The sequence below is a fragment of the Roseimicrobium gellanilyticum genome, assembly GCF_003315205.1.
In the GTDB taxonomy this organism is placed as follows: domain Bacteria; phylum Verrucomicrobiota; class Verrucomicrobiia; order Verrucomicrobiales; family Verrucomicrobiaceae; genus Roseimicrobium; species Roseimicrobium gellanilyticum.
The window spans coordinates 71292-96803 of the sequence record NZ_QNRR01000016.1; the positions used below are offsets into that span (position 1 = coordinate 71292).

A 25512-nucleotide genomic window follows, 5' to 3' on the forward strand; every position below is an offset into this window, starting at 1 on the left:
TGCTCGTGTTATGGCACCCTTGGAAACTTCGAGAAGTCCGGCTCGCGTTTTTCCACGAAGGCATTCTTCCCTTCCTTGGCTTCCTCGCTCATGTAGTAGAGCAGCGTCGCATTCCCCGCGAGATCGAGCAGGCCCATCTGGCCATCGCAGTCGGCGTTGAGGGCGGACTTGAGGCAGCGGAGGGCGAGCGGTGAGTGACGCAGGATTTCACGGCACCAGGTGACGGTCTCGGTTTCGAGTTCGGCGAGCGGCACGACTTTGTTCACGAGGCCCATGTCGAGCGCCTGCTGCGCATCATACTGGCGGCAGAGGTACCAGATTTCGCGGGCCTTCTTCTGGCCGACGATGCGGGCGAGGTAGCTGCTGCCGAGACCGCCATCGAAGCTGCCGACCTTGGGGCCGGTCTGGCCGAAGCGGGCGTTGTCTGCAGCGATGGTGAGGTCACACACGACGTGCAGCACGTGACCGCCGCCGATCGCGAAACCGGCGACCATGGCGATGACGGGCTTGGGGATGCCGCGAATCTTCTTCTGCAGGTCCAGCACGTTCAAGCGCGGCACGCCATCGCTGCCCACATAGCCGGCATGGCCGCGCACCTTCTGGTCGCCGCCGGAGCAGAAGGCATGGGGCCCCTCACCCGTGAGGATGATGACGCCGATGGAGGGATCTTCATGCGCGATGTCAAAGGCCTGCAGCAGTTCCTGCACCGTGAGGGGGCGGAAAGCATTGCGCACCTCCGGGCGATTGATGGTGATCTTGGCGATGCCGTCGCTGGTCTTCTCCAGCTTGATGTCAGTAAAGGTCTTGATGGGGGTCCACATGTCAGATGTCGGTGAGCGGTAAGCAGTGCGACAGTAGGACGGTGGACAGGGGGCAAGTCAAGGGGGGATGGTGGGCAGTCATGGTGGTCCGCCCACTCCGTGTGCGGTCAGGAGGGTGGCCACTTCCGCAAGGTGGAAGTGGCCCGATGGGATGGCCACACCAGGGAGGTGAGGTCTTTCGGATGATGGGAGAATGGGGTGCGGTAGGGCAGGTCACCTTCACTGACCGCACACGGAGTGTGACGGACCACTTTCCTCACGCCAGCTTCCACACGGCCTGGCGCAGCACGGCGCGCTTGATGTCCTTCATCTTCTCATACCAAACGGTGAGGAGGGTGCCGTTGTCGAGCTCCACGGTGCTGGGGTAGCCGAGGTCGCCGCCGGCGCCATCGCCGGAGATGATCATGGGCTCGCTCCAGGTCTTGCCGTTGTCTTCGCTGAGGCGGGCTTGATTGCCGAAGGGCGGTTTGCGATGCCCGTAGGTCATGAGGAGGCGGTCGTCCTTCAAGCGCAGGAGATGCGTGGGCAGGCCAAAGGTGATGGCATGCGGAGCACTCCAGGTCTTGCCCCCGTCCTTCGACTCGGTTTGCAAGGTGCCACCGGCGTCCGCCTTGTTGTGATTGCGGATCTGCACGATGATGGTGCCATCCTTCGCCTCGACGGCATGGAGTTCGTGATAGTTGTTCCTCGCGGTATCGCCTTCACGGGTGGGAAGGTCTGCGAGCCACTGCCAGGTGAGGCCGTCATCCTTGGACTCACACACGCCGATTTTCTTCTCTTCCGTCCAGAGCTGCTTGCCGGCATAAAGCAGGCGGCCGTCCTTGAGCTGGATGGGGCCGTGGGGACTGTTCACCAGTGTGGGCAGGCGTGAGGACCAGGTGAGGCCGCCGTCCGTGGAGCGCACGAGCCACACACCGAGCTCCGCCTTGCGCTGCTCCGGAGTGAGCCAGTCGCGCGCGGCCTGCCAGCGCTTGAGTCTGTCGGAGGGCCACTTGCCTTCCTTCTCCGCTTTTTCGAGCGTGGGCTCGTAAGCGAGCGAGGTGAAGGTGGTGACAAGCAGGGTGCCCTTCGCCGTCTCCAACACACCGGCATCGCGATCATCAATGGCGCTGTCCAGCAGCACGCGGGGATAGTTCCATGTCGCGCCATTGTCTTTCGAAGTCATGGCGACCACCTGGCCAAAGGGGCACACATGCTCCTCACGTCCACCAGACCATGCGAGCCACAGCTCCCCATTGGCACGACGCGCCACCGTGGGCCAGCCACAGTAGAGTTCCGGCTGCTGGGAGATGACCTTCGTATCCACGACCTGGATGGCAGGCGCGGCTGCTCTTGATTTCGTGGAAATGAAAAAGGAGGCCGCGGCAGCAGCAGTGCCGGTACGAAGCAGCGAACGACGGGTGAGGTGGGAGGAAGAGGAGGTGGTGCGTTGCATGACACGAGTACGCACGTGTTTCCGATTTTCACTCGCAGGGAATGCGATGGGTTGTGAGTGTGAAGGGAAACGCAGGCTGAACAGGCACGGGAATGCCAGAGACGGGCACTTTTGGAACAGGCGGACATTGGGCATTCGACGCCTTCGGCACGATGCAAGCCTTGCACGTACTCCACAGTGCTGCTGTGCCTGCCACTCCACTTGGAAGCAGTATTCTCATGACATCACCACCCTGCCCATAGGGAAACTTGTGTGGCGAAGCCACCTTGGACTGCGCGCAGCCCTGCTGCCGCTTTGAAGAGTCCACAGCCTGCTGTGGCGATGGAGATACTCGCTCGTAACGTGACGCGTCCAGAGAAGCTTGGCGACTTCGTCGCGGTGAGGCGTGCAGCAGGCTGCACTTCAGGAAAGCGGCAGCAGGGCTGCGCGCAGTCCAGGGACGCTGCGCGTCACAAGTTACCCAACTGCACCTTTCTCACTCATAGGAGTGTTGTGGCGAAGACTTGGCAACATGAGACGCCACCAGCTGCGCCACGCCGCGCGCATCCACCTTGCCCAGTGGGGTGCGTGGAATCGCGGACACCATGAGCACGGCATCGAGGCGTTCGTAGCCGGGGATGTCCTGGTTGAAGCGTGCACTGAGATTCTCCAGCCTCGCGGCATCGTGTCTATTCTGTCCTTCGCCCACCAAGAGAAGGCGGGTATCCTTCCGCGCATCCGGCACAGGCCAGATGAGGGCGCTGCGGAGATCGATCCCCTCCCCTATCAAGACGCGCTCCAGACGTTGCTGCAGCGCAGGCAGGCTCACGAGTTCGCCGAGCACTTTCACAAAGGAGGACTCGCGCCCCACGAAACGCAGGAAGCGGTGTGTGCCATGCCACCACACCTGCACGCGGTCGCGGGTGGTGAAGCCCGCCTCTGCGTCGATGGCCTGCCAGCGCCATGCGCCATCCGCACTTCTCATGGCGTAGCCCGAAGCGAGTGCGGCACCGCGCACGATGAGCGCGCCATCGGGTGTGGCATCGACATTCCAGCAAGGGAGCACCTCCAGTGACTCCGGGTCGTAGCCAGCGCGCAAGTGTTCCAGCGGTTCCGTGGCCACCTGGGAGGCTGTCTCCGTCATCCCATAGCTCTGCAGCACGGGCCAGCCAAGTTCGAGGGCACGGATGCCGAGTTCCTTCGAGAGTCCTCCGCCCCCCACGACGATGGCACGCAGCTTACCGGGAGCCTCCACCTTGGCCTGCACCAGGTCGTATACCTGTGCGGGCACGAGAGACGCAAGCGTGATGCCTTGCGCCACGCAGAGTGAGGCAAAGCTGGGTGCACTCCACTTTTCCTCCGTGTGAAAAAACGACGCACCACTCTCGTGGCAACGCGCAAGGATGGAGAATCCGCCCACATGATGCAGTGGCAGTGCGATGAGCCAGCGGTCAGCAGCCGTGGATTCCAGGTGCGCATTCACCGCGCGCGCAGAGACCTGCACGGCTGCCCGTGAAAGCCCCACCCACTTCGGCACGCCTTCGCTCCCGCTGGTCTGGAAATAGATGAGCGGGCGTGTCTCTGCACGCAACGCCGCGAACGCAGCAAGCCCTGCAGCATCCTCCACTCGATGCGGATTGGTGGCGATGTACGCGGAGGCGTGCTCGTCTTTCCAGAAGTCCGGATGGGCGGCGGGGTGGGTCATGGAGAAGGTGCCATGCAGACTGCGCGAGGGTTTCACGCTTCGCAAGAGGCCGCTGCAATTTGAGTTGGTCATTCGCGTTATCCCTGACAGCCATGAAGACGCACCTCACTCACGGACTCTTCGTTCTCGCACTGCCATGCTTCACCCTTGGACTCGCAGCCGCAGATACCACCAACCCCGCCACACCGACGCTGAAGACGGAGACATTCGACAAGGACCCGGGCTGGGAGCAGCACCAGAACCTGGTGGAAATCAAGAAGGCTCCGATGGTGAAGCAGGACTTCGGCTACAGCACCACCGCCTTCGCCAGTGACACAGCGGGTGAAATCGGCGGCAGCATCACGCGTACAACGAGACCCGCGCACTACGGTGAAAAGATTTCTCCATGCACACTCGGAAACAAACTGCGCGCCCCAAAAGTGGTCCGCCCACTCCGTGTGCGGTCAGTGAGGTGAAATGCCATACCGTGGGCCAAACTTTGGGGTGATGCTTATCCAGCGAGTTGCTGATTGTGAAGGCTGGAATGTTTCAAGCGTTGGCAGGTTACCACCCAACTGACCGCACACGGAGTGGGCGGACCACCTCGTGCGCGGTCAAGGATGCGGCTACACCGACTCACCACAGTCTTCTCGAAAAATCCGCTTGAAATTTATTGTGTTCTTATGAACACTTGGCCAACTATGGCCGACTCTGCATTCAGTTTCTTCGACCCTGTGGAGCCCATCACCATCACACGAGGACATCTCCCCCACTGGGACCAGACTGGTGCAACCTACTTCATCACCTGGCGCACACTGGATTCCCTTCCGCTCCCAGTATGGAACAAGCTGCTATCACTCCGAGCGGCATGGCTGAGGACCCACAAGATCGACGCCCAAGATCCCGAATGGCGCTGGCACTTCGAACATTTGTCCAAAGCACCCAGGCTTGAGTTTGCACGGCTGTTTTCCACGAATCTCGACATGGAACTGGATGCCTGTCACGGCGCTTGTCTTCTGAGGCGGGCCGAACTTGCACGTATTGTCGCGGACTCTCTCCATCATTTTGAAGGAGCCCGCTATACCTTGGGAGACTACATCATCATGCCGAACCATGTTCACCTGCTGGTAGGAGGCATGGAGAGAAATACCATGCTGGCGCAGATGAAGTCGTGGAAACGCTGGACGTCGCGGGAGATCAATCGACACGTCGGCAGGAGCGGAAGGCTCTGGCAGGACGAGGGCTTCGACCACCTTGTTCGCAGCGAGGCAGCATTCAAAAGATTCCGTCGATACATGGCTGAGAATCCTGTGAAGGCGAAGCTACGCCCAAGTGAGTATCTTCATTGGGTGAGGCCGGATTGAGGGCACCTCAAAAGTGGTCCGCCCACTCCGTGTGCGGTCAGGGACCTGAGATGCCACGAGGTGAGCGATGGTCTGCGGTGAGAGAAAGGCGTGAGCAATCTCGGAGGGTGGGAGACGAGTACTGAGTGATGTCACCCAACTGACCGCACACGGAGTGGGCGGACCACTTTTTGGCGCCACCATCACTTCACCTTCTTGTTCTCAATCTTCCCGCTCAGTGTGGTCTCGCCCTTGCCGTTGGTAAAGGTCACCTCCGTGTCGAAAGCATCCTTGGCTTCGCCAGTGAAGGTCTCGACAAGCTTGATGGTGGAGCCGCCATCAAGCTGTGCCACCCATTCCACACTGAGATTCGGCTCGGAAAAACTTCCTTCAAAGCGCTGTGTCTCGCCGTTGTTGATCGAATGCATGGCCTCATACACACCCGTGCCGGGGTTCTGGGTGATGGTCCACTTGTACACACTCTCCTCGCTGTTGATGGTGCGCTTGCCTTCGATGGTGAAGGTGTTGGCAGACACCACGGTGCCCTTCCACTCCTCCTTGATGGTGATCACATTGCCATCCTGCCCGGTGAGCTCGCCCTTCGCCTCCCACTCCCCGACGAGGTGCTTGAGGATGGGGTTCTTCGCAATGTCACTGTCGGCGGGAGTTGCCGGTGAAGGAGCCGTCTTCACAGGGGCATCACCATCAGCAGCCCCCGCCATGGTGGAGAGACTCGCGCACGCACATGCCACCGCCACGGTGCACAGGGCGGATGAAAACGGGAGGTGACTGGGAAACGTAAAGGCAGAAAGCTTCATGGCAGGTACGTGGGAGTATCACTGAAAAAGGTTCGGTCGTACATGCCAATCGTGAGCGGCGGGACTGTGGGCCGCGGACGGAGTTCGCACGAAGACGCAGGCCCGGACTTCGCAAACTGGCTCACGTACTTGGACCTTGAACCCGCTTGCCACGGTCCGATATACTCCCTAAAACATATCGACTCCGCCGCGCTTTAAAGGCATGCTTGCAAAGTGCACACATCCCCTCATTTCGCGCGCAGTCACAAATCCACCATCTCGCGGAACAAAATCATCACACCCCGTACCAATGTGACATTTCTTAGCCCGGCATTGCTGTTTTGAATTACCATGAGTGGAAAAATAATTGCGGCGTATTGACTAATCCCGACATATGCCCACAATCGCACTTTCCCCCAAAATGCAGGCCCTACTCATCAACTCCGCTCAGGAGGTGGCACGCATGCTTGATGCTGACCACCTTAAGGTTCCTTCACTTGAGGAACTGGCCAAGACAGTGGGCGTTTCTCCGTTTCAGTTGAGCCGGAGTTTTCACCAGCATCACGGGGTGACCATTCCCGGGTATGTGCGCCGGCTGCGGATGAATCGCGCTGCGGAATTGCTCTCCAGTACGAACCTGAGCGTGACGGAAATCGCCCTCGAAGTCGGCTACCAGAGCTTGAGTGCTTTTGTCCGCGGCTTCCAGCGGGAGCAGGGCCGGGTGCCCACGCGGTACCGCGCAGAGATGCGCGCCAAAGCTTGAGCCCTGGACTTGACTTGGTGAATCACACACACGGGTGCTGCGTACACCGCAGGGACCTTCAGGTCATATCACCGGCAAACTGCACTACGAGTCGAAGTCCAGTTTCCACTCCTCGCACAGCTTTCGCAGATCAGCGGTATATCGAGGTTGAAGCTCGGCACTCATGTTGGCGATTTCCATCTTCCTCTTCTGCACAAACTCCCTCGGATCATATTTAAAAATCACGGACCAATCCTCCGGTGATACGATGAAGACAAACTTTGCGAGTCGGGCTGCGGCCTGGTTCCTCCTCTCCCGGACGTTGGCACAGGTAAAGGTGGCACGATCCCAGAGCATCCTCGGTGGATAGCATCCGATGAGCTCCATGTCCCGCTCCAGCAGGGAGCTTCTGATCCACGCACGTGCTCCGGCATCCAGACGTTCCTTCAACTGACGCCCCACGGGATCCTTGGGAGTCGTGAGATCCGAGAGCACTTCCCTGCCATCCTGCCGATCAAGGTGCCAGTCCGCAATCCACCAGGCAAAGGCCAGGGTCACCAGCAGCGCTGTGACCTTGGAAACAATGAGGAGCGTGCGCATGAGGCATAGTTTTCTCCATATAGGCGCACTTCGTCAAGAGCAGAACCCTTCTCCCGGGATGGTCTTCCTCCCGCAATATCATGATACCGCATGCATAAAGATCACCTTATTATCCGATGGAATAAAAGGAAGAAGGCCAGCCCCTTCGTTCCACGGCAGATAACGTGTTGCAATTTCGGACAACATCATAAACTCCGCCGCAGTGCGTTTAAGTTTTACTTATGCTATAGGTCATCACACCACTGCATTTCGCCCTTGGAAAGCGGCTTCACCACGTGCGCCATGGCAGATCACGCATGATGGTGATGACACCGATAAATATTTCACTCCACAGAATGCAGGGACTCCCGATAGCGCACCCACCTCTCCCCTACCCTTGAATTCAGGGCACACCTTATTGATATATTCGATGAGATTGCTCATCATCGGGCATGGCTCACCTTCCTCCCCCCGCTCATAGGGCCGCCGCAAACGTCGAACAGCTTCTGCAAAAGGAATACACGCGGAACTGGACCCTGAACACGCTGGCCGCCCAATTTGAAGTCACCGCTGCCGAACTCACCGATGCTTTCCGGCAGCACACAGGAGTGGATATACCCCGATACATCACACGCCTGCGTGTGGCTCGGGCCGCGGAAATGCTGAGACCGGGAGTGCGCATCGCGGAGGTGGCATTTGCGCTGGGATACAACAGCAGCCACACCTTTGTAGATGCCTTCGAAAAGGAGATGGGCGTGCTGCCGAGCGAGTATCGGAACCGCAGCGACACGAGTGCGGAGAGTGCGGCATAGGATGCATGATCGTGGTCCGCCCACTCCGTGGGCGGTCAGGAAGGGTAAACACGCTTTTCCGGCCATTCATCCTGATGCGCAACGCGTACATGCGTGAGGCACGGCAGAGCTTGGTGAACGATGGGACGGGCAATACCACGGACCGCCCACGGAGTGAGCGGACCACCATGAGGGCATCCTTCTCGTTTTTTTGATGCGCATCCGGGGTGGACTGTCTACCCTCGCCATCTCCATGCTCCGCCATCCTGCCAAGCTCGCCGCGCTGATTTTGCTTCTGGCCGTCAGTGGCGCGGCGATTTACTACACGGCGCAGATGCGCATGAAAACCCCGCCTCGCATCACGGTGGTACGGGAGGAATGGCTCCCTCGCGGCAACATCCCGAATGCGTATCTCCGGATACACTATGAGATGAAGAATACCACCATGTTCCCGGTGCTGGTGCATTGGGTCAATATCCAGGGCCCGGATTCCATGTTCGGCGGAGACTTCGACTCAGAGAAGGATGCACTCCTGTTGAAGCCGGGGCAGGTTCGCAAGAGGAGCATCAACATCACCATCCCCGACGGGGAGCCATTCATGAATGCAGCATTCCTGGTGAGTTGGGAGCCGGGCGCCGCCAGGCGACTGGGACCACTGGTCTACAAGCTGGATCTGTTCAGGCGGAAGCTGCTGAAACGTTATCCTCCAGACCCCTTTGCCCCACCGGGCTCCCCCGACGCCCCCCTCCTTCTCGGCGAGCGCAGTGACCTGCTGGAATCCATGCGATTTGAGCGTCCCAAGAGCACGACGCCATAAGCATGTGCCCAGCAGAGCCGGCCCTTCTCTCCTTGGGCGAACAACACGCCCCCATCCAAGATCAACTACTGCAAATCCTTCGCCTGAACAGGCTCGGACCAGAGTTTCCCGTCTGCAAAACCCGTGCGGAGGCCAATGCGAGTCTCCGCATCACCGCGCACGATATCGCGCAGGGGTATGTGGACGATCCTCTGCTCTCCCGGCGCCAGGCTGACCACTTCAGCGGCAGTCTCCCCGAAGGCGCCCTTACCGGAAGACTTCCACGTTTGTTTCGGCTTGTACTCGAAGTAGACGTACGCAGGCTTGCGTGCCTTCCCCGTGTCGGCGCCCACACCATAGACCTTGAGAGCTTTCCCGGAAACGTTCTTCAACTCAAACTCCACCATGGGACTGGTCGGATCCGTCCGGTTCACCAACTTGAAGCGAAAGTCGTAGTCCGCACCAAAGGACGAGGAAACGACGCACAGAGCAAGGGCCGCTGCAATACAACTCAGTTTCATAGCATGAAGAGTGATGTGCCAGGGAGCCTATCAAGTCTCCTCAAGGTTGTCACCAGCATTCTCGGAGCCGCCCCATCCACTAGCAATGGCCAGGCCCAGGTTTCCCCAGGCCCAGCCATTGCGCCCCCAATACCAAGGGCCTGCGCTGGGACACCAAAACCTGGCGCAGACCCGCATGATTTGTTGTTCAAGGAACCAGCGCCAGCTTTTCTTCCCATGGACCTGTAAATTTGGAATGGAATAAATCACAAGGCCATTGCGCAAATCTCAATTGGAGTCAGTGGGAAAATGGTATCGAACCGGCGAACGTGCCGGGAGGCGCATGAGCAGCCACAGCGCAACTTTGGCGCGCACACTTGAGGCTCGTGAAATAGTCTGACGGTGCCGCCGGTTGCGATGCTGTCGCGAGCCGGGCAGCCGTGCCTCTGCCCAACAACTCAAAAACCGCCCAACACAACCTACCTCCCCTGCTCATCCTTCCGCCCCGCCGCATAAGCTCCAAAGACCGCGCGTATCTCATCCCGCACGCGGCGGAAGACGGCGTACTGCTCCTCTTCGGTTCCGGTGGCATGCGCAGGATCATCGAAGGGGAAGTGGTGACGGTTCACCTGGCCGGGAAACATGGGGCAGGCCTGGTCCGCATTGCCACACACGGTGATGACGGTCTCCACCTCGCCATTCAGGAATTCATCAAGATGCTTCGAGCGGTGCGCGGAGATATCGAGGCCTATCTCTGCCATGGCCTTGATGGCCAGGGGATGCACATAGCCTGCAGGCTTCGACCCGGCGCTGCGGACCTGGTAACCCTGGCCCAGCGCCTCGCGCAGGATGCCCTCGGCGAGGTGGGAGCGGCAGCTGTTGCCCGTGCAGAGGATGAGGATGGTGGGAGCGGACATGAGGAAAGCTCTTGGTTCTTCGTTGTTGGTGCTTGGTTCTTAGTTTTTTGTTGGCGCGGGTGGATGGCAGCGACCATCGCAGCAACCGGGATCGCGAACACCGATGCATAACGGCACGGCCAGCAGGGCTCCGAGCAAGGGCGCGGCGAGGTAGATCCACAGATGCTCCAGATGCCCGCTCACCATCGCAGGAGCGAGGGAGCGTATGGGATTCATGGACGCACCGCAAATGGGTCCGGCAAACATGGCCTCCAAGCCAATCACCGCACCGATGGCGATGCCTGCCGTCGTGCCCTTCTCCTTTGCCCCGGTGGAGACACTCAGGATGGTGAGCATGAGCATGGCAGTGAGGACGATTTCCAAAATGAAGCTCTGGCTCCACGCGCCTGCCGGCAGGGTGGCGCCCAGTTTGCCATTCTCCGGGAAGAGCACACGCAGCAGACCACTCGCGGCAAATCCCCCCACCACCTGCGCAGCCACATACGCAGGCACCTCACGCCACGGGAAGCGACGCCCCACAGCGAAGGCCAGCGTCACGGCGGGATTCAAGTGCGCCCCGCTCACGTCGCCGAAGGTGTAGATCATCGCCAGCACCACGAGGCCGAAGGTCAGCGCAATGCCCGCGTGGCCGATGGCGCCTCCGCTGGCTTCATTGATGATGATGGCCCCCGTGCCCGCGAAGATGAGCACAAAGGTCCCAAGGGATTCCGCGAGCAGTTTTTTCATGGGGAAACGGAATCAGCAGCAACCGGAGCCGGAGCAGCAGGACGTCTGGGCCGCTCTCGCATTGCCCGCGTTCACGGGTTCAGGCACCCCGCAGCGTTCCTTCGCGAGGCAGTCCGTGTGCTTGTGGCCCAGCACCAGCACCACGGCGTGCTCCCGCACCTCGTGTCCCTCAATCGTGTACTGGGAGATCACACGATCCTCATATTCGATTTCCACCGGGATGGATTCATCCGGCAGGAAGGTCTTCGCCTTTTCCAGTATGGCCGCTGCCTTCTTGGCCTCGATGCGATGGTCCACATCCTCCCCCACCCACACCTGGAGCTGGCACGCCTCGGCAGAGCGCAGGGTCCCGCCGCAGTCGATGAAGGTCTTCTTCACATGCCCCACCTCCGTGACGTGGAAGGACACGGGCACCGGGGAGCCGTCCGGCAGTCGCAGGCGGAAGTGTTTGCCGCCCTGGCTCGCGAGCAGGGATTTGAATTCGCGCAGGTTCATGATGCGTCTGTGGGGTTAGGGTGTTTGGGAAACCTTCTGCGGAGTGACCGGCTTCAGCTTCGTGAGGATGGTGGGCAGCGGGCAGCAGCTCTCGTCCCGCTCGGTCAGCCGCTTCACGGCACGCTTCGCATCCGCCTTCAGCACCGAGTCACTGGCCGGAGATACTTCGAAGAACTCCCCCATGGTGGAGAGCAGGCGGCGGTGATTCTGCGCGAGACGGTAGTACATCCACTTCCCGCACTTCTCCTCATCCAGCAGACCCGCCTTGCGGATCACCTGCACATGGCTGGAGACGGACGATTGCGGCATCTTCAGGATGTCCGCCAGCTCGCACACGCACAGCGGCTCATTGAAGACGAGCTGGATGATCCTCCAGCGGGTCTCATCCGCGAGAGCATGGGCAAATGCAACGACATCCTTCATCACGAGAATCATCGTAACGACTTTTCCCGTTATGTCAAACCCCGGAATGTGACATTTTTCTCAATTCTCTCCGAGGACCGGGGTGGCGGGAGCTACGGTTTCCGCACCTTCTCCTCCACGCGCCACCACACGCGGATCACACCGCTCTTGCCATCGGCCGGCAAAATGCTGAGGCACTTCTGGTTCAACACGATCACGATGTCCGCATCCTCGGTGTCCTTGGGTATCTTGTGTGACTTGCGGACCACGTAGTTCAGCGTGGACGGCAGGGCATAGCCACCCTGCCAGTACCAGTCCCCGGAGTACTCATCATCGAGTGTATTCCTTGCGGTCCACGACTTGCCCGTGAAGGTGCCGCCCTCGTGGAAGGTAATGGTCTGCCTCAGCCCTCCGATGGTTCGCTGATAGGTGCCCGGCAGCAAGGTCGAGTCGACATCCGGGCGGACGAAGGGATCGAGCGCATGCGCCTGCATGACCGCACCCAGACATAGACACGCACACACCACTATCCGGAACATCAGGTACCAGCGGATACGTAGAGGCGGCAAAGACACCATGGCAGGCACGACACGGCCATGCTCCCAGAGATGCCACGACCGCGCAAGCCTGTTCTCAACCACCTCGCAAAACTCCCGTATTCACCCGCCTAGCCCGGCAGTGTCCTCACGTGCCTCCGCTTCAGGATCGCCAGATGCACGAGATACACCACGCAGAGCAGCGGGCAGGAACACGGAGAGCACCGGCACCATCTGCGTGGAGTAGAGGGCATCCGGTTCCGCTGTTGCGACCACCTCGCGCATGGCCCAGCGGAACTTCATCACACTAAAACCCGCGCTCGCCGCAAAGACGATACCCACCGAACTCAACCTCCACAGCATGCCCGGCACACCACGCGGTATCGATTGAAAGAAAAGCGCACCGTTCAGCATGCCAAAGCCGAAGAGGCAGAGCCAGAAGAGCCACTGCGGCACAGGATCCATCTCGATGAACTTGATCCCCGGCTGGCCGGAGACGAAGTCGATGTACATTTTCCAGGCGGGATGCATCGCAGGATTTGGATTCTCTAACGTCCCCTTCCCTTCAACAACCACTCCACCGCGGCAGACTCCCCTTCCTGACTGAGACGGACAAAAAATTCACGCCGCAGGCCGGGATCTGACTTGGGATCGAAGACCAGCGGCGAGAGCTTCGAGCCTGCATCCAGACGACGGGAGACTTCCGCCATGATTTGTTCCATCTGCGCCTTCCGCTCCACCGACTGCGCCTCCGCACCCGCGCGGGTGCCCTGCCGGTGTAGGATGGTGTATTCGATCAGGCCCGCCCTCGATTGGTAGAGCAAGTCAAACTCCCGGGACCCCCGCAGGAGTTTGGCGAATTTCGAAGCTACCTCATCGGTACGGCTTTCGTTGTCTCCGTACAGGTCCCGCGTTTTCATGAGGAAGTCGATGGAGGCATTCAACTTCACGAGGTAGTTGGTGTCGAAATGAGCCACCTGGTCGCCGGTGATTTCCACCCCGCCCTGCGATTCGAGCGCATCCAGCATGTCCATGCGACGCTCCTGCACATCGTTGAAGATTGGCTCCTTTTCCACGAGCTGCTCCAGCTCATCCGCGAACTGGTCGAGTTCCTTCGCGGAGGCATACATGCCGGCACGCATCAGATTGGGCAGAGGATTCTCCGGCTCCAGCGTTTCCAGCAACGTGAGGTAGTGCGAGTCCGGAGTCTTCGCCTCCAGGCATGAAACCAGAATCACGCGCGGGTCACCGGGATACAGCTCCTGTGCCTTGCGCAGCAGCGCCTCATCCTGGGTAAGAGCAAACTCCGCGAGGAGTGCGCGCGCAGCGCTGGAGGATTCCTCGCGGGGCGGTTCCGCCACATGCGCGCTTTTCGGAGCGCCCGGCTGCGGCACCGGCTTCTCCTTGGCGGGCCTGGCAGCCTCTGGATCATTCCCGCGTTTCCATTTCAGGATGGCCACCACCCCAAGCGCAAGCGCCACCCCCAGCAGGAGGATGGGTGCCGTGGCACGATTGACAGAAATCTTCAGCATGAATGCGAGGGATGCCTGTGAAGGTGAAAATGCGACACGCGTGTTGTACCCCCATCAGCCAGCGCCATCCAGAAAAGAAATGGTCTCAGCGGGATGAATCCGACCACAGACACTTCATAGCACGAACCGAGGCATCCCCGCCTTCCATCCTCACATTCCACCCCATTTCCCCTTCCCTCCCCCCATTCGCGGCGTAACGTCCTGCGATGATGTTCTCAAATCCCTGGTTCTGGACTGCGTTGATTGCCACCGTTGGGCTGTGGAAGCTGGAGATGCTGGCCACGTTCCTGAACATGTCCGCGCTCTCCCCGAAAGTGCCAAAGCGTCTGGAGGGTACGGTGACGGAGGAGGAGCATGAGCGGGCGCTGGAGTATGCCCGCGTGTCTGCGCGCTTCAGCGTCCTGTCGGACAGCATCCAGCTCGGTCTTTTCCTCGGTTTCTGGTTTGCGGGCGGCTTCGGCTGGGTGGACCACTGGGTGCGCGGACTTGGCCTTGGAGAAATCCAGTCCGGCCTGGTGCTGCTCTCCACGCTCTTCGTGTTACAAGGCCTGCTGATCCTGCCCTTTGATTGGTATGACACGTTCCGCATTGAGGCGGCGTTCGGCTTCAACAAGATGACGCTGGGCACCTTCATCATGGACCGGGTGAAGGGGCTCTTCCTCGCCGCTCTCATCGGCCTGCCACTGCTCGCGCTGCTGCTGCATCTCTTCACGTCCTATCCCCTCGCGGCCCTCTATGCCTGGATGGTGGTCACGGCCTTTTCCCTTGTGCTGAGCTTCCTCTCGCCACGGCTCATCCTGCCGATGTTCTTCAAGTTCCAGCCGCTGGAGGATGCGGAGCTGAAGGCCGCGATCATGGAGCTCTCCCGCAAGCTCGAGTTCCCCGTGGCGGAAGTGAGCGTGGTGGATGGCTCGAAGCGCAGCACGAAGGCGAATGCATTCTTCACCGGCTTCGGCAAGACCAAGCGCATTGCCCTGTTCGACACGTTGTTGCAAAACCACAGCCGCGATGAGATCCTCGCCGTGCTCGCGCATGAGATTGGCCACTGCAAGCGCCGCCATGTGCCGAAGCAACTGGCCCTCTCCGTGCTCTCCACGGGACTCATGTTTGCGCTCATGCATTTTGCGATTCACGATCCCCGCCTGTGTGCCGCCTTCGGCATCACACAGCCGTCCGTCGCGTGGGGCTTCGCGTTCTTCGGCATCCTGTTCCAGCCCGTGAGCACCTTGATTGGCCTGCTGGGCAGCTGGATGAGCCGGAAGTTTGAGTTCGAAGCGGATGCCTTCGCACGCGAGGCCATGGCATCTCCGAAGCCACTGGTAGACGCACTCACCCGTCTCACGCGCGATCACCTGGGGAATCCCACGCCCCATCCTTTCTACGTGACCTTGCACTATTCACATCCTCCCATCCTGCAGCGGCTGGAGGCACTGGAGGCGACGTGATTCTGAACAAAACCAGATGCACAACCGCCCCACGTCAGCGAGATTTTCCATAATCTCCCCATGATGAGCAGCTCGGCAGTCACTCTCCAGTGTCCAGCATGCGGCGGCGTGTTCCTCACGCTGCAGCAGGGCACAGGCGGAGCGGAGATATGCCCGCACTGCTCCATGTCCGCGCCGCGTGCGCGGTATCGCTCCATGGAGTCGCAGAACAGTCCGGGCGCGCGCACCACGCTGCCGCCACGGCGACCGGAATCGGCTCCCGGCACCACCTCGCAGCCGGTGCCAGTGATCACCGCCGCGATGACTCCGGAGGCGGTGGACGCAGAGCGCCCCATCACACCTGCCACTCTCCCTCCCGTGAGACCGGGATTCGCCACGGGACCGGTGAGCATCCTCCCGCCGCCGCAGAGTTTCGAGGCCACTGCGCCTACGCCTGCACCCGCCTCGCCCGCCCCCCTTCCGATCCCCATTCACGCGCCCGCGACGACCCCGGGGCTCATGCCACCCGTGTCCACTACAGACGTGCAGGTGCTCTCCATGCAGTTGCCCGCTCCAGAGGCAACGCCTGGTCCCATGACCCATTCAGAAAGAGTGGCCATCCCGCCGGTGCCTCCCGGGGAGGTGCCCCTGCCCAGCCGGGTACTGCAGACGCTGGCGACACCGACCACATCGGTGCCGACCTATCACCCGGCACAGGCACCGGTTGCTTCCCCCTTCTCGGTCGCGGCAACACCCACGGCAGAGCACCCCGCGCTGGCCCCCATCGCGCCCCCAGCACCGCCGCAGCCCTTGGCACCAGAGTCGGTGGCGGCCGCCCAGCCTCCCGCGTTTGAACAATACGCGCCAATGCCGGCCTACGCAGCAGCCACGGCACCCACGCCCACGCCCGCGTACGAGGCCCCGCCTGCACCTGCTCCCGTTCCCGCTTACGAGGCTCCACCAGCGCCGCAGCCCGAGCTGCCGCCGCAGTATCAGTACCATCAGTACGCTCAAGCGGCGCCCGCGATTTCGCCAGCCCAGCTTCCGGTCGCCTACCCTCCCGTTCCTGCGCCACCACCGCAGCCGGTCGATCTCGCTGCCCAGGCAAAGGTCTCGCCCGCCCAGCTCTGGGAGGCCGCGATGCTGCAGCACTACCACCAGCAGGCTCAGGAAGCCACCATCACGCCCACCGGCCGGGAGCTTTTCCCCACGGGTTCCGTGCCCACCTTCCAGCCGCCACCGCCGCCTCCCGGACCGGTGACTTTTGGCCCGCTCACGCCGCCTCCGAGCGCGGAAGTCTCGCCCGCAGCTTACGCACCACCACCTCAGGCAGCGTCAGCGCCGGTACCCGAACCCACCCTGCCAGCGGAGAACCCTCAGGAATTCAACGCCCCCCGTCCGGGCGGCACCGTGCTGCCCACAGCCCGGTCAGCGCCTCCTGCCGTGCCCCTGCACGCCTACGGGGCCTTGCCCGTTGTTTCTGGAGCGGATCCTCTGCCGCCACCTCAGATTGGCTTCGTCAGCGCGCCACAAGTGGAGCCACCTCCCATCCCGGCGGAAGGTGATGTTCCCCCTGCCACTTCACCTTTCGGCATGGCGACTGCCACAAGCCCGGTGGAGGTGCCCGCCCTTCCACCGCCATCGGCATTGTCCGAGCCCGCCACGACTCCCACGCCGGACTTCATCGCGGCGCTCGAGCAGGTGCAGGCTCAGGTGCAGACACAGGCGCCCATGCAGTCGTTCTTCACGTCGGCAGAGCCCCCTGCAGATCCCAGCATCTACGCCTCCGCGGAACCGCCCGCCATTGTCGGAGATCCACCAGCGGCCTTCGTACCCTCGCCCACACAGCCGCCCACCGTTGCGCCGCAACCGGCGCCCGCAGCAGAATCCCTGGCAGCCCAGCCGCCGCAGCAGCCGCAGCAGCAGGAGGTGACGGATTCCCATCCACACCATTCACCGCACCCCGCGCAGGACCTCGCCCTCGTCGCCGCCAAGATGGTGCGGAGCAGCGGTCCTCCTCCCGCACCCGCACCCTCAAGCAGGCGTGCTCCATGGATTGCCGGTCTGGTGCTCGGTTCGCTGGCCCTCGCCGGTGGCCTGCATTTCCTCAAAGATCGCCTGCCCCCATTGCTGAACCCCGGCGACGACACTCCGCCCACCCCCACGCAGGCATCGAACAACTCCAAGACACCTCTCCCGCCCACACCTTCTCCGGAAATCAAGAAGGCGAATGCGCCCACACCTGCGGAACTCGCAGCGAACGCCTCCACACCCTCGCCGGAGGTGAGGGACGCCCAAGTGCCTGCCAGGCAGACGGCGCTTGCCACTACCGCACCGGCCTCCACGGATGCCAGTCCCACCAGCACGACCCCGGATGCGAATGCTGCGTCGGGAGCACCCCCTGATGCCCTGCCTGTGCCGCCGATGCCTCCCGCCCCTGCGCAGGAGGAAGTGCGCCGCGCCATGCCGTCGAATCCGGAGACGCTCTCCATTTCTCAGGAAGACCCGCTTTCCGCCATCGCCGCGAAGCTCATGTTCGGCATCGACAGCGCTTCCTCTGCTGAAGAACGCGCCCGGTGGATTGCCGACCCGGACAAGCACAGCGCCGACATGGAGCGTCTCATCAGGCTGCGCGGCGGCCGGTTGAATACGCGCGAGGTCCAGCCTCTCGTCCTCCCCAACTCCGGCCCGATACACGCCCTGCCCTCCGGTGAGCAGGTATCCCTTTTCCGCGTGACCTCCCCTGCCTCGCGCGGCGGAGCCCTTTTGCGACTGCATGCACAAAATGGAGGTCATTTCATCGACTGGCCGCTCTTCGCCCAGACGTATGACAATGCCTTTGATCGCTTCGTCGCCACCAATCGCGCCATTCCCGGAAAGGCGGAATGGTTCACCGTGCTGTGCAGCCTCATCGGCGATCCGAATGGGAAAAATGCAACACGCGAAGCCCATCTGAGGCTCAAAGTGCAAGGCTCTCTCGCCGAAACCGGTGTCACCGAGGCATGGGCGGAGAAAAATACTCCCGCGGGCAGGTACCTTCTGCAGGAGATGGCACCCGGTCATACATATCTCATTGATATTCAATTTGGTGCGTCTGACGCAGGCAACCGGCGCCTGATGGTGCTGGACTGCGCAGCGACCCGTGGCGAGTCCGCTCAAGCGAACGCTAATAAATAGTTGGCACGAAATTTGCTTGCCAAATATTTGTAGTGCGTGTTGGATAGAGGTGCATGTCCAGTCAGGGCCTCTTCCAAACCCAGTCTCTCAAGCAGGTCATCGGACCTCAGATGCAGCAGAGTCTGCAGATCCTGCAGGCACCCGCCCTTGAGCTCCAGCAGATCGTCCAGCAGGAACTGGCGGTGAATCCCGTCCTGGAAGTGGAGAACTCCGAGGTGTCCCTGGAGCAGACTGCGCCGGAGGATCCGGATGCGGACATCTCCTCCCTCTCCCGCCTGGATGAGGAATGGCGTGAGTACTACGCGCAACAGCGCTCCTCCGTGGGTCCTCGCACATCAGAAGATGATGAGAAGCATCGTTTCATGATGGATTCCATCACTGCGGAAACCACGCTTCAGGAACATCTGCTCAGCCAGCTCAACCTCGCCGACCCGGGGGATGAGAAGCTCCGCGAGATGGCGGAGTTCATCATTGGGAACATTGATGATGATGGCCTCCTGCACACCTCCCTGGATGAGCTGAGCCTGCGTCACGGACTCCCCCTCGATGATCTCGCGAAGGCCAAAGCGCTGGTGCAGAGCTTCGAGCCTGCCGGTGTCGGCGCGGAGAATCTGCGCGAGTGCCTCATGCTCCAGCTGGAGCGTCAGGGACGGAAGTCCAGCCTCGCGCACCGCATCGTGGATCATCATCTGGAGGATCTCGCGCACAAGCGCTACACGCTGCTGGCAAAGAAACTTGCCGCGCCGCCGGACCAGATCTCACGCGCAGTGGAAGTCATCGCCGCGCTCGACCCGCGTCCCGCGCAGGGCTTTGCACAGATGCGCAATCACTACGTCACGCCGGACATCCGGGTGGAGCGCACAAACGGCTCCTACATTCCGGTGATGAATGAGCGAGACCTCCCGCACCTGCGCATCAGCAATGCCTACAAGGACCTCCTCGCCCAGCCTGACACTGGCAGTGAGGCACGCAGCTACATCCGTGAGAAGATTCGCGGCGCGAAGTTCCTCATCCGCAGCATCGCCCAGCGCCAGCAGACCATCCAGCGCATCGCCACGGAAATCATCGCGCACCAGAAGGAGTTTTTCGAGAAAGGTCCCAGCCAGCTCAAACCGCTGAACATGGCCACCGTGGCCGAGGCCGTGGGCGTGCATGAAACGACGGTGAGCCGTGCCATCGCCGGCAAGTTCATCGCCACACCGCATGGTGTGTTTGAGCTGAAGTACTTCTTCACCAGCGGCGTCCGCACCGAAGGTGGCGATGATGTGAGCAACACCGCCGTGAAGAATGCCATCGGAGAAATCATCAAGGCCGAGCCTGCCCACAAACCCTTCTCCGACGAGCAGCTCGTGAAGCACCTCAACGACCGCGGCATCAAGGTCGCCCGTCGCACCGTGGCGAAGTACCGCGAGGCCATGGGCGTGCTGCCGAGTCATTTGCGGAAGTCGGCTTAAAGTGGTCCGCACACTCCGTGTGCGGTCAGAGGGTATCTCATCTCCTGATATACCCTAGCCCACCCGCTTGGGCGTGTCGCGACATCCCAGTCCCACACGACGCACGAACGTCAGGCAAACGAAGAGTGCATCTCGCAGAGCGCATGGACGTCAGGATTAGAAACGGCGTGATAGATGACAGATTCGGAGACCGTGACGCGCAGCGTCCCTGGACTGCGTGCAGCCCTGCTGCCGCTTTCCTGAAGTGCAGCCTGCTGCACGCTCCACCGCGACGAAGTCGCCAATCCCCTTCTGGACATGTCACCTCACGAGCGAGTGTCATCATCGCCACAGTCCCGCAGAGCGGGATGGACTCTTCAAAGCGGCAGCAGGGCTGCACGCAGTCCAAGGTGGCTTCGCCACACAAGTTTCGCTATGGGCGGGGTGGTCAGGTTTTTTGGAAGACGATGTCAGCCCAATCAAGAGAAGCTACATCAAATGCTCGACGACTTATCCTGAGGCCCATGCGCCCTGTGGGACTGCCCGCAGTCCAGGGACGCTTCGCGTCACAATCTCAGCATCATGGGCGTGATTCCCACGCTCTATTGGGTCACGAGACAATTCCTGATACGCATCACACGCCTCGCCCTCATTCCGCCTTCACCTTTGCGGGCACCGATTTGGCGGCAGGCTCAGGCTGGTACTCCAGGATGACTGGAGCGAGCACCTTGTTCTCCGGTCGCTGATACCCCACCTCGTCCTTGGAGTTCTCCGGTGTCACTCCTGTGTAGTCGTAGCAGACAAGCACACACCACCCAGGGCTGACATAGTACCGCATCACTTGCCTGCTCCCTGTTCCCGTCGTCACTCGCCCGCTATAGGGCATGAGGAGCTGGCCCGAACCCGGTGCCGGAGCCGGAGCGACATAGTACGGCAGTATCTTTTCCACCTCGGCCCGGGTCATGCCCGGCTGCACCTTCTTAATCCGCGCCTCCCACGTGGCGCGTTCATCAGCCGGACCGTCTTCTGCCACGAGAGCGTGCGAGAGAGTCACAAGACAGGCAAGAAGGAGCAGTGCGTTCTTCATGAGAGCGAAAAGTTGGGCCATCCTACCTCCCTCTCCCGCGGCTGGAAAGCTCCATTTCAGCCCACCACCTGTCTCAGTCATGCTTGTCCGCGACAAGCCAGATGAGATTCTTGCTCCTGTCCACACCCATGGCTGCTCTGCTGCTATGCCAGCCATTGTTCTTGCTCCAATCCCGGTGCACGTAGAGCTCAAGCTGTCCGACCGGAGGCTGCCACCATGAGGGGCCGCCTCCTCCTGGCTCGCCTCGGAAATCCGGGGGAACCTCTGTGGCCGGCTCAAAGCCCATGGCGATGTGCCTCTCGATTTCTTCAGGCGTCGCTTGCAACAACAGCCAATGCCCGCACGAGTCCACGACAATATGATGCCGGGCACTCAGCACCTGGATTCCAGGTGGAGGCAACACACTGAACTCCTCCCGGTATGCCGCCGCCAGTTCATCCGGCGTCGTTGCATCATAGGGGGAGTAGAGCATGGCAAAGCCGACACTTACCAGGCCGCAGAGCAAGGCTGCCACCAATCCCGTTCCGAGCATCGAGCACAGCGCGAACTTCCAGCTCTTCTTCACGCAGGCGACAATGAGCAACACGACCAGACTGAGGAAGGAGAAAGCAATGATTCCCATCAACAACAAGGAAGTGAGGAGAACAAAGACGTTCATTCAGTTCCAGTCTGGGGATGGTAATGGTAAAACACACTAGCGCCCCGCCTTGGACGACTCCGCACGCTCGGCCACAGGTGAGGCGGCCCGCTCTCCCTGCTCCGGTGCCTTGGTCAGATCGATCACGAGTACCACCGCGCCAATCACCACGAGAATGGGACCCCACCAGGACATCGGCAGGAAGAAGAAGCTGTCATGACGCTCGCTGACCACGACCTCCTCACCCGTGAGCTTGTCCGTCTCCGTCCGTACAGCACGCTTCTCCACCGCACGCCCCACGAACCAGCACAGGACGGCGGAAAGAAAAAGGCTCACCGCGAAGGGCCACTTGTGCGCCTTCCAATATTCCTCTCCCCACCAGGCATTGGAGGCAAGATTGAAGGCAAAGGAACTGCCGAAGATGATGACGAAGTTCAGGAAGCCGAAACCCTTGTAGATGATCATGACGATGCGCCGATGAGAGTTCGCGAGTGTGCCCCAACCGGTGCATTCTTCAAGCCCATGTGCTGGCAGGGCCCCAACACAAACGCTTCTTCACGACTCTTCGATGGTCACCGCCACACCCACTTCCCGGTGACAGAAATGGGAAATGCCCCACTCACCCACCCGGCCTCCTCCGCACCCCGCGTGCCGCGCCCTTCTGATTCCGCCAATACGTCATCGCCTCCTGAAAGCAGATGCCGGGGAGGTCTTCCACACGAGTAGCGAGGAATTTCTGCGCGTCCTCCACCCCCTGGTTGTACGCGAAGGGCGCGATCTCGCTCATGATGTAATCGAGAAAGAATCCCGCCTGCAAGTCACTCAGTTCCGCATCGAGAGTTTCAGTGAAGAAGCGCTTCAGAGACTCTGCGGCGTCGTGCTTCTGTTCCTTGGTGAGCGTAGTGTGCATGGTGAGTGAATGCCAGTGAAGGAGTGGTCCGCATACTCCGTATGCGGGCAGCAGGCAACTTGCCTCGCGATGAATACCCGCCGCATTGACGCCGAAGCTCTACTCACTCACCCCCCTCATGACACATGAACGCCAGGGTGATGTGAAAACTGTGCCGAAGGCCCTGGACTGCGCGCAGTCCCGCAGAGCGCATGGGCGTCAGGATAAGAAGACAGCATGATTCATGCAACTGATTCGGACGCTGTGACGCGAAGCGTCTCTGGAGTGCGCGCAGCCCTGCTGCGCATGTGCGTCAGGTTAAGGGATGGAGAACTGCGGCGTATCCAGCAATGACCTTGGTTTGCTTTCATCTGGCACGCGGAAGGGGCGCTTTGCGTCGTGGAGTGCGTGTGGCAAGCGTTAGCGCGACACCGCCTTGAACGGAGAGGATGAGCATCATGAATCGGAATCACGGTCCAAGTTCCAAGGTGCTCTCTCGCCACGGAGGCTCGTATGCTGGACTCCACCAAAGTTCCCCGGCATGTCTGGACTGCATCCCTCCGTTCAAAGCGGTGTCGCGGCCTCAAGGGAGGCTCTTGCCACCGCACTCCATGACGCAAAGCGAACTGGTACGATGAGCGGATTTCCATTGCGCCATCTCCCTGCTGCAATCCTTCACGGTTTCTTAGCCTCACGCTCATGCGCTCCGCAGGACTGCGCGCACTCCAGAGACACTTCGCGTCACGGCCTCTCGATCACGCGATCACTCGCGTGTGTCCCGCTTCCCCAACACCCGCACACGGAGTGGGCGGACCACCATCACACCATGCACCACCAACACTCCGCACCGTCACCTGTACGATCAGGGCCTCATGATCCTCGCGCCGGCCATGCCAGTGCGTCATGCATGAGAGGATTGGGGGACGAATCCTGGAAGGCTCCACCCTGACCGTACACGTGACGGTGCGGACGATCGATCACATCAGAACGAACAAACAAAAAAGACGTGCGCACGCGGGTGCTCAATAGAGACGGCCGGGATGCCACTTCAGGGCATGGCTGGTGGCCGTGGCATCATAGACCTCACCCTGACGAAGCGCTTCACGAAGCAAATCGATGATGCGTTCATCAGAGATCTCTGACGATGGCTGGCTGGTCTCCGCACTCGACGCGTGCGCACGTTTTGGTTTTGGGGAGGAAACAGGTTTGGGGGCGATAGACGATGGCGACGATGCACTCATGGTTTGTCCCATAGAATTGCCAGCACCGTGCCAAGGCACTTGTGAAAATCACAACACCTTGGATTCCAGACAATTACAAGAACATCACACAACCACTCGCCCCCGCAGTTTTGCCACGGATTGAAAGGAACTGTCCCTTGTTGTTGAAAGAAACTTTCAATCCGCGGTCCATGGGAGCTGCTACGGGTCACATGTTTGGTTTCGTGCGCATCCAGCCCAGCGTATCGCGCAGGAATTTGTCCGCTGCCGCCCTTTCAGTCAGTGCGACCGTCGTGCCATCCCGCCTCCGGACGATGATGGTTTCTCCATCGGAGATGCGGTCCAGAATGACCAGTCCAGCAAGACCCGCGAAGTGTGAGGAGAACAGATTCAGCAGTGCGTCTTCCGTGTACTCCATGCAGAAATCAGGCGACGCATGACCTTGGGACCAATCGTTCGCGGGAGATTCATGGGACATGGTGGGGGGGAGATTTTGATAGGATGACATGATGGTTGATGATGGTTGGCCGGCGTGTCTTCAGGGGTCCTTGGGCTTCACTGCGCCCTTGTGGCCGAGTTGTTTCACAGCCTGGTTCAGCAAATCAAAGTTGAGCGGCTTCTGGATGACCGTGACCGGCCCGCTTGCACAGATCGTGCTGAGCACTTCGCTGTCCGGATAGCCCGTGATGACCACGATGGGCAGGTCCGGATGCTGCTCCTTCAGCTTCTCGTAGACCACGTCCCCGGGAATGTCCGGGAGCTGCAGATCCAGGAATACGAGGGCAAACTGCTGCTGCCGGGCGAGGGCCAGAGCTTCCGCACCGGAACCCACGACGACACGCCCCAAGCCCGCCTTCCGCAGGAATTTCTTGAAGAGGCTCTGGATGGCCGGCTCATCATCCACCACCAGCACCGTGGGCAGCGTGAGGTCGGTGTCCGCATCCTTGCGCAACAGATCGCGGTCCAGCAGACTACGCTTGATGCGATAGCGCCCTCCAATCGGAATCACAGGGATGCGGCCTGTCTTCACCAGGTAGTAGGCCGTGGGCAGAGGAATGCGGAGATAGTAGGCGGCTTCCTTGACGGTAATGAAGTCCGAGGACTCGTCTTGTTGGCTCATGGAAATGTCGGGAGTCGTGAGGCTGAGGGAGGCGAATCTGCGTGTGTGTGCGTGTCGTTTTCTTCAGGACTTGCCGGGGCCATCTCGCACCGCTGCCACCGTTTCTTTTGATGGGATCCTGTCATGCAACTGCGCACTGCCCCACCACATCGCCGCTGCGAACATCAGCAGGCACGCCACGACAATGATGACATTTGCCGTGGGCTCGTGGCGATCCGGATGCTCCAGCTTCAGCCCACGCATACGCATCCAGCGCGCAGGGGCACTGTCCGCAGACACACTTCCCCAGCTCTCGCGCGTATCGATGTCGCGGATGCCGGAGCGGTATCCGGGCAGCGCCAGCTCAGAGGGCTCAAAAAAAGCGCCCGGCACCTTCCCTCTCACGGTGGCCTCTTTCGCCAATGCCGTGAGCAGCCGGAGATGGGAGTGCGAAGCGGGAGATGCCATAAT

At 60.8% G+C, this 25512-nt stretch carries 29 protein-coding genes; 8 read left to right on the plus strand and 21 right to left on the minus strand.

Annotation, left to right across the window (positions count from 1 at the left end):
* Window positions 1-8: 8 nt before the first annotated feature.
* The 3 genes from menB to DES53_RS29015 form a co-directional block, all read right to left on the minus strand.
* Window positions 9-821 carry a 1,4-dihydroxy-2-naphthoyl-CoA synthase gene (gene menB, locus DES53_RS29005; protein WP_113961847.1) on the minus strand — a complete coding sequence of 271 codons (813 nt, stop codon included), beginning with the start codon at window positions 819-821 and terminating at the stop codon, window positions 9-11.
* 256 nt (window positions 822-1077) lie between these two features.
* Window positions 1078-2256: a sialidase family protein gene (locus tag DES53_RS29010; RefSeq protein ID WP_113961909.1), complete on the minus strand. Its 1179-nt coding sequence runs from the start codon at window positions 2254-2256 to the stop codon at window positions 1078-1080.
* 475 nt (window positions 2257-2731) lie between these two features.
* Window positions 2732-3940, minus strand: a complete 1209-nt coding sequence (locus DES53_RS29015; protein WP_170157508.1) for an AMP-binding protein — start codon at window positions 3938-3940, stop codon at window positions 2732-2734.
* A gap of 92 nt (window positions 3941-4032) precedes the next feature.
* Between DES53_RS29015 and DES53_RS29020 the strand changes: the two genes are divergently transcribed.
* Together DES53_RS29020 and DES53_RS29025 are read left to right on the plus strand one after the other, a co-directional pair.
* Window positions 4033-4395, plus strand: coding sequence for a hypothetical protein (locus DES53_RS29020; RefSeq protein WP_113961849.1), 363 nt, complete (start codon window positions 4033-4035; stop codon window positions 4393-4395).
* 225 nt (window positions 4396-4620) lie between these two features.
* Window positions 4621-5283 carry a transposase gene (locus DES53_RS29025; RefSeq protein ID WP_170157509.1) on the plus strand — a complete coding sequence of 221 codons (663 nt, stop codon included), beginning with the start codon at window positions 4621-4623 and terminating at the stop codon, window positions 5281-5283.
* Between the two features lie 182 nt (window positions 5284-5465).
* Here DES53_RS29025 and DES53_RS29030 read toward each other — a convergent pair whose 3' ends face one another.
* On the minus strand, window positions 5466-6080 hold the full coding sequence (locus DES53_RS29030; protein WP_113961851.1) for a hypothetical protein: 615 nt from the start codon (window positions 6078-6080) through the stop codon (window positions 5466-5468).
* 400 nt (window positions 6081-6480) lie between these two features.
* Between DES53_RS29030 and DES53_RS29035 the strand changes: the two genes are divergently transcribed.
* Window positions 6481-6822, plus strand: coding sequence for a helix-turn-helix transcriptional regulator (locus tag DES53_RS29035; protein ID WP_170157510.1), 342 nt, complete (start codon window positions 6481-6483; stop codon window positions 6820-6822).
* Window positions 6823-6906: 84 nt separating this feature from the next.
* Here the strand turns inward: DES53_RS29035 and DES53_RS29040 are convergent, their stop codons facing one another.
* On the minus strand, window positions 6907-7401 hold the full coding sequence (locus DES53_RS29040) for a hypothetical protein (RefSeq protein WP_113961853.1): 495 nt from the start codon (window positions 7399-7401) through the stop codon (window positions 6907-6909).
* Between the two features lie 431 nt (window positions 7402-7832).
* Here DES53_RS29040 and DES53_RS29045 point away from each other — a divergent pair, with 431 nt between their 5' ends.
* Both DES53_RS29045 and DES53_RS29050 read left to right on the plus strand, forming a co-directional pair.
* Window positions 7833-8192: a helix-turn-helix transcriptional regulator gene (locus tag DES53_RS29045; protein WP_113961854.1), complete on the plus strand. Its 360-nt coding sequence runs from the start codon at window positions 7833-7835 to the stop codon at window positions 8190-8192.
* A gap of 232 nt (window positions 8193-8424) precedes the next feature.
* Window positions 8425-8988 (plus strand): hypothetical protein, encoded by a 564-nt coding sequence (locus tag DES53_RS29050; protein ID WP_147263698.1) that lies wholly within the window; start codon window positions 8425-8427, stop codon window positions 8986-8988.
* A gap of 65 nt (window positions 8989-9053) precedes the next feature.
* Here DES53_RS29050 and DES53_RS29055 read toward each other — a convergent pair whose 3' ends face one another.
* The 8 genes from DES53_RS29055 to DES53_RS29090 all read right to left on the minus strand — a co-directional run bounded on the left by DES53_RS29055 (window position 9054) and on the right by DES53_RS29090 (window position 14075).
* Window positions 9054-9488, minus strand: coding sequence for a hypothetical protein (locus DES53_RS29055; RefSeq protein WP_113961856.1), 435 nt, complete (start codon window positions 9486-9488; stop codon window positions 9054-9056).
* 458 nt (window positions 9489-9946) lie between these two features.
* Window positions 9947-10384: an arsenate reductase ArsC gene (locus DES53_RS29060; RefSeq protein ID WP_113961857.1), complete on the minus strand. Its 438-nt coding sequence runs from the start codon at window positions 10382-10384 to the stop codon at window positions 9947-9949.
* A 39-nt stretch (window positions 10385-10423) separates the two neighbouring features.
* On the minus strand, window positions 10424-11110 hold the full coding sequence (locus DES53_RS29065) for an MIP/aquaporin family protein (protein ID WP_113961858.1): 687 nt from the start codon (window positions 11108-11110) through the stop codon (window positions 10424-10426).
* 12 nt (window positions 11111-11122) lie between these two features.
* Entirely contained in the window at window positions 11123-11605 is a 483-nt protein-coding gene (locus DES53_RS29070; RefSeq protein WP_211325727.1) for a DUF6428 family protein, read from the minus strand.
* Window positions 11606-11620: 15 nt separating this feature from the next.
* The gene (locus DES53_RS29075; RefSeq protein WP_113961859.1) at window positions 11621-12040 is read right to left on the minus strand and encodes an ArsR/SmtB family transcription factor; all 420 of its coding nucleotides are present in this window, start codon (window positions 12038-12040) and stop codon (window positions 11621-11623) included.
* A gap of 80 nt (window positions 12041-12120) precedes the next feature.
* Entirely contained in the window at window positions 12121-12501 is a 381-nt protein-coding gene (locus DES53_RS29080) for a hypothetical protein (protein ID WP_113961860.1), read from the minus strand.
* Window positions 12502-12666: 165 nt separating this feature from the next.
* Window positions 12667-13074: a hypothetical protein gene (locus DES53_RS29085; protein ID WP_113961861.1), complete on the minus strand. Its 408-nt coding sequence runs from the start codon at window positions 13072-13074 to the stop codon at window positions 12667-12669.
* 17 nt (window positions 13075-13091) lie between these two features.
* Complete coding sequence (locus DES53_RS29090; protein WP_113961862.1) at window positions 13092-14075, minus strand: hypothetical protein; 984 nt, start codon at window positions 14073-14075, stop codon at window positions 13092-13094.
* A 206-nt stretch (window positions 14076-14281) separates the two neighbouring features.
* On the opposite strand from DES53_RS29090, the gene DES53_RS29095 reads away from it, so the two are divergent.
* The 3 genes from DES53_RS29095 to rpoN are packed head-to-tail and all read left to right on the plus strand — an operon-like array spanning window position 14282 to window position 20130.
* Complete coding sequence (locus tag DES53_RS29095; protein WP_113961863.1) at window positions 14282-15520, plus strand: M48 family metallopeptidase; 1239 nt, start codon at window positions 14282-14284, stop codon at window positions 15518-15520.
* Between the two features lie 60 nt (window positions 15521-15580).
* Window positions 15581-18676 (plus strand): hypothetical protein, encoded by a 3096-nt coding sequence (locus DES53_RS29100; protein WP_113961864.1) that lies wholly within the window; start codon window positions 15581-15583, stop codon window positions 18674-18676.
* A 53-nt stretch (window positions 18677-18729) separates the two neighbouring features.
* Window positions 18730-20130, plus strand: a complete 1401-nt coding sequence (gene rpoN, locus DES53_RS29105; RefSeq protein ID WP_113961865.1) for an RNA polymerase factor sigma-54 — start codon at window positions 18730-18732, stop codon at window positions 20128-20130.
* A 628-nt stretch (window positions 20131-20758) separates the two neighbouring features.
* Here rpoN and DES53_RS29110 read toward each other — a convergent pair.
* The 8 genes from DES53_RS29110 to DES53_RS29140 all read right to left on the minus strand — a co-directional run bounded on the left by DES53_RS29110 (window position 20759) and on the right by DES53_RS29140 (window position 25509).
* Window positions 20759-21196, minus strand: a complete 438-nt coding sequence (locus tag DES53_RS29110) for a hypothetical protein (protein WP_147263699.1) — start codon at window positions 21194-21196, stop codon at window positions 20759-20761.
* A gap of 73 nt (window positions 21197-21269) precedes the next feature.
* Window positions 21270-21854 (minus strand): hypothetical protein, encoded by a 585-nt coding sequence (locus DES53_RS29115; RefSeq protein WP_170157512.1) that lies wholly within the window; start codon window positions 21852-21854, stop codon window positions 21270-21272.
* Window positions 21855-21890: 36 nt separating this feature from the next.
* Window positions 21891-22298 carry a hypothetical protein gene (locus tag DES53_RS29120; RefSeq protein ID WP_113961868.1) on the minus strand — a complete coding sequence of 136 codons (408 nt, stop codon included), beginning with the start codon at window positions 22296-22298 and terminating at the stop codon, window positions 21891-21893.
* Between the two features lie 154 nt (window positions 22299-22452).
* A complete protein-coding gene (locus tag DES53_RS29125) occupies window positions 22453-22743 on the minus strand; it encodes a DUF2164 domain-containing protein (RefSeq protein WP_113961869.1) in 291 nt (96 codons plus the stop codon).
* 1001 nt (window positions 22744-23744) lie between these two features.
* Window positions 23745-23963 (minus strand): hypothetical protein, encoded by a 219-nt coding sequence (locus DES53_RS32640; RefSeq protein WP_147263700.1) that lies wholly within the window; start codon window positions 23961-23963, stop codon window positions 23745-23747.
* Between the two features lie 187 nt (window positions 23964-24150).
* The gene (locus DES53_RS29130) at window positions 24151-24420 is read right to left on the minus strand and encodes a hypothetical protein (protein ID WP_211325728.1); all 270 of its coding nucleotides are present in this window, start codon (window positions 24418-24420) and stop codon (window positions 24151-24153) included.
* 60 nt (window positions 24421-24480) lie between these two features.
* Window positions 24481-25062, minus strand: a complete 582-nt coding sequence (locus DES53_RS29135) for a response regulator (protein ID WP_113961871.1) — start codon at window positions 25060-25062, stop codon at window positions 24481-24483.
* A 63-nt stretch (window positions 25063-25125) separates the two neighbouring features.
* Entirely contained in the window at window positions 25126-25509 is a 384-nt protein-coding gene (locus tag DES53_RS29140) for a hypothetical protein (protein ID WP_113961872.1), read from the minus strand.
* Between the last annotated feature and the right edge of the window lie 3 nt (window positions 25510-25512).

What these genes read in the sequence shown, in the direction of transcription:
- menB (WP_113961847.1), bottom strand. Translation starts at nt 821, where the DNA reads ATGTGGACCCCCATCAAGACCTTTACTGACATCAAGCTGGAGAAGACC.
- DES53_RS29010 (WP_113961909.1), bottom strand. Translation starts at nt 2,256, where the DNA reads ATGCAACGCACCACCTCCTCTTCCTCCCACCTCACCCGTCGTTCGCTG.
- DES53_RS29015 (WP_170157508.1), bottom strand. Translation starts at nt 3,940, where the DNA reads ATGACCCACCCCGCCGCCCATCCGGACTTCTGGAAAGACGAGCACGCC.
- DES53_RS29020 (WP_113961849.1), top strand. Translation starts at nt 4,033, where the DNA reads ATGAAGACGCACCTCACTCACGGACTCTTCGTTCTCGCACTGCCATGC.
- DES53_RS29025 (WP_170157509.1), top strand. Translation starts at nt 4,621, where the DNA reads ATGGCCGACTCTGCATTCAGTTTCTTCGACCCTGTGGAGCCCATCACC.
- DES53_RS29030 (WP_113961851.1), bottom strand. Translation starts at nt 6,080, where the DNA reads ATGAAGCTTTCTGCCTTTACGTTTCCCAGTCACCTCCCGTTTTCATCC.
- DES53_RS29035 (WP_170157510.1), top strand. Translation starts at nt 6,481, where the DNA reads ATGCAGGCCCTACTCATCAACTCCGCTCAGGAGGTGGCACGCATGCTT.
- DES53_RS29040 (WP_113961853.1), bottom strand. Translation starts at nt 7,401, where the DNA reads ATGCGCACGCTCCTCATTGTTTCCAAGGTCACAGCGCTGCTGGTGACC.
- DES53_RS29045 (WP_113961854.1), top strand. Translation starts at nt 7,833, where the DNA reads ATGGCTCACCTTCCTCCCCCCGCTCATAGGGCCGCCGCAAACGTCGAA.
- DES53_RS29050 (WP_147263698.1), top strand. Translation starts at nt 8,425, where the DNA reads ATGCTCCGCCATCCTGCCAAGCTCGCCGCGCTGATTTTGCTTCTGGCC.
- DES53_RS29055 (WP_113961856.1), bottom strand. Translation starts at nt 9,488, where the DNA reads ATGAAACTGAGTTGTATTGCAGCGGCCCTTGCTCTGTGCGTCGTTTCC.
- DES53_RS29060 (WP_113961857.1), bottom strand. Translation starts at nt 10,384, where the DNA reads ATGTCCGCTCCCACCATCCTCATCCTCTGCACGGGCAACAGCTGCCGC.
- DES53_RS29065 (WP_113961858.1), bottom strand. Translation starts at nt 11,110, where the DNA reads ATGAAAAAACTGCTCGCGGAATCCCTTGGGACCTTTGTGCTCATCTTC.
- DES53_RS29070 (WP_211325727.1), bottom strand. Translation starts at nt 11,605, where the DNA reads ATGAACCTGCGCGAATTCAAATCCCTGCTCGCGAGCCAGGGCGGCAAA.
- DES53_RS29075 (WP_113961859.1), bottom strand. Translation starts at nt 12,040, where the DNA reads ATGATTCTCGTGATGAAGGATGTCGTTGCATTTGCCCATGCTCTCGCG.
- DES53_RS29080 (WP_113961860.1), bottom strand. Translation starts at nt 12,501, where the DNA reads ATGCAGGCGCATGCGCTCGATCCCTTCGTCCGCCCGGATGTCGACTCG.
- DES53_RS29085 (WP_113961861.1), bottom strand. Translation starts at nt 13,074, where the DNA reads ATGCATCCCGCCTGGAAAATGTACATCGACTTCGTCTCCGGCCAGCCG.
- DES53_RS29090 (WP_113961862.1), bottom strand. Translation starts at nt 14,075, where the DNA reads ATGCTGAAGATTTCTGTCAATCGTGCCACGGCACCCATCCTCCTGCTG.
- DES53_RS29095 (WP_113961863.1), top strand. Translation starts at nt 14,282, where the DNA reads ATGATGTTCTCAAATCCCTGGTTCTGGACTGCGTTGATTGCCACCGTT.
- DES53_RS29100 (WP_113961864.1), top strand. Translation starts at nt 15,581, where the DNA reads ATGATGAGCAGCTCGGCAGTCACTCTCCAGTGTCCAGCATGCGGCGGC.
- rpoN (WP_113961865.1), top strand. Translation starts at nt 18,730, where the DNA reads ATGTCCAGTCAGGGCCTCTTCCAAACCCAGTCTCTCAAGCAGGTCATC.
- DES53_RS29110 (WP_147263699.1), bottom strand. Translation starts at nt 21,196, where the DNA reads ATGAAGAACGCACTGCTCCTTCTTGCCTGTCTTGTGACTCTCTCGCAC.
- DES53_RS29115 (WP_170157512.1), bottom strand. Translation starts at nt 21,854, where the DNA reads ATGAACGTCTTTGTTCTCCTCACTTCCTTGTTGTTGATGGGAATCATT.
- DES53_RS29120 (WP_113961868.1), bottom strand. Translation starts at nt 22,298, where the DNA reads ATGATCATCTACAAGGGTTTCGGCTTCCTGAACTTCGTCATCATCTTC.
- DES53_RS29125 (WP_113961869.1), bottom strand. Translation starts at nt 22,743, where the DNA reads ATGCACACTACGCTCACCAAGGAACAGAAGCACGACGCCGCAGAGTCT.
- DES53_RS32640 (WP_147263700.1), bottom strand. Translation starts at nt 23,963, where the DNA reads ATGAGTGCATCGTCGCCATCGTCTATCGCCCCCAAACCTGTTTCCTCC.
- DES53_RS29130 (WP_211325728.1), bottom strand. Translation starts at nt 24,420, where the DNA reads ATGTCCCATGAATCTCCCGCGAACGATTGGTCCCAAGGTCATGCGTCG.
- DES53_RS29135 (WP_113961871.1), bottom strand. Translation starts at nt 25,062, where the DNA reads ATGAGCCAACAAGACGAGTCCTCGGACTTCATTACCGTCAAGGAAGCC.
- DES53_RS29140 (WP_113961872.1), bottom strand. Translation starts at nt 25,509, where the DNA reads ATGGCATCTCCCGCTTCGCACTCCCATCTCCGGCTGCTCACGGCATTG.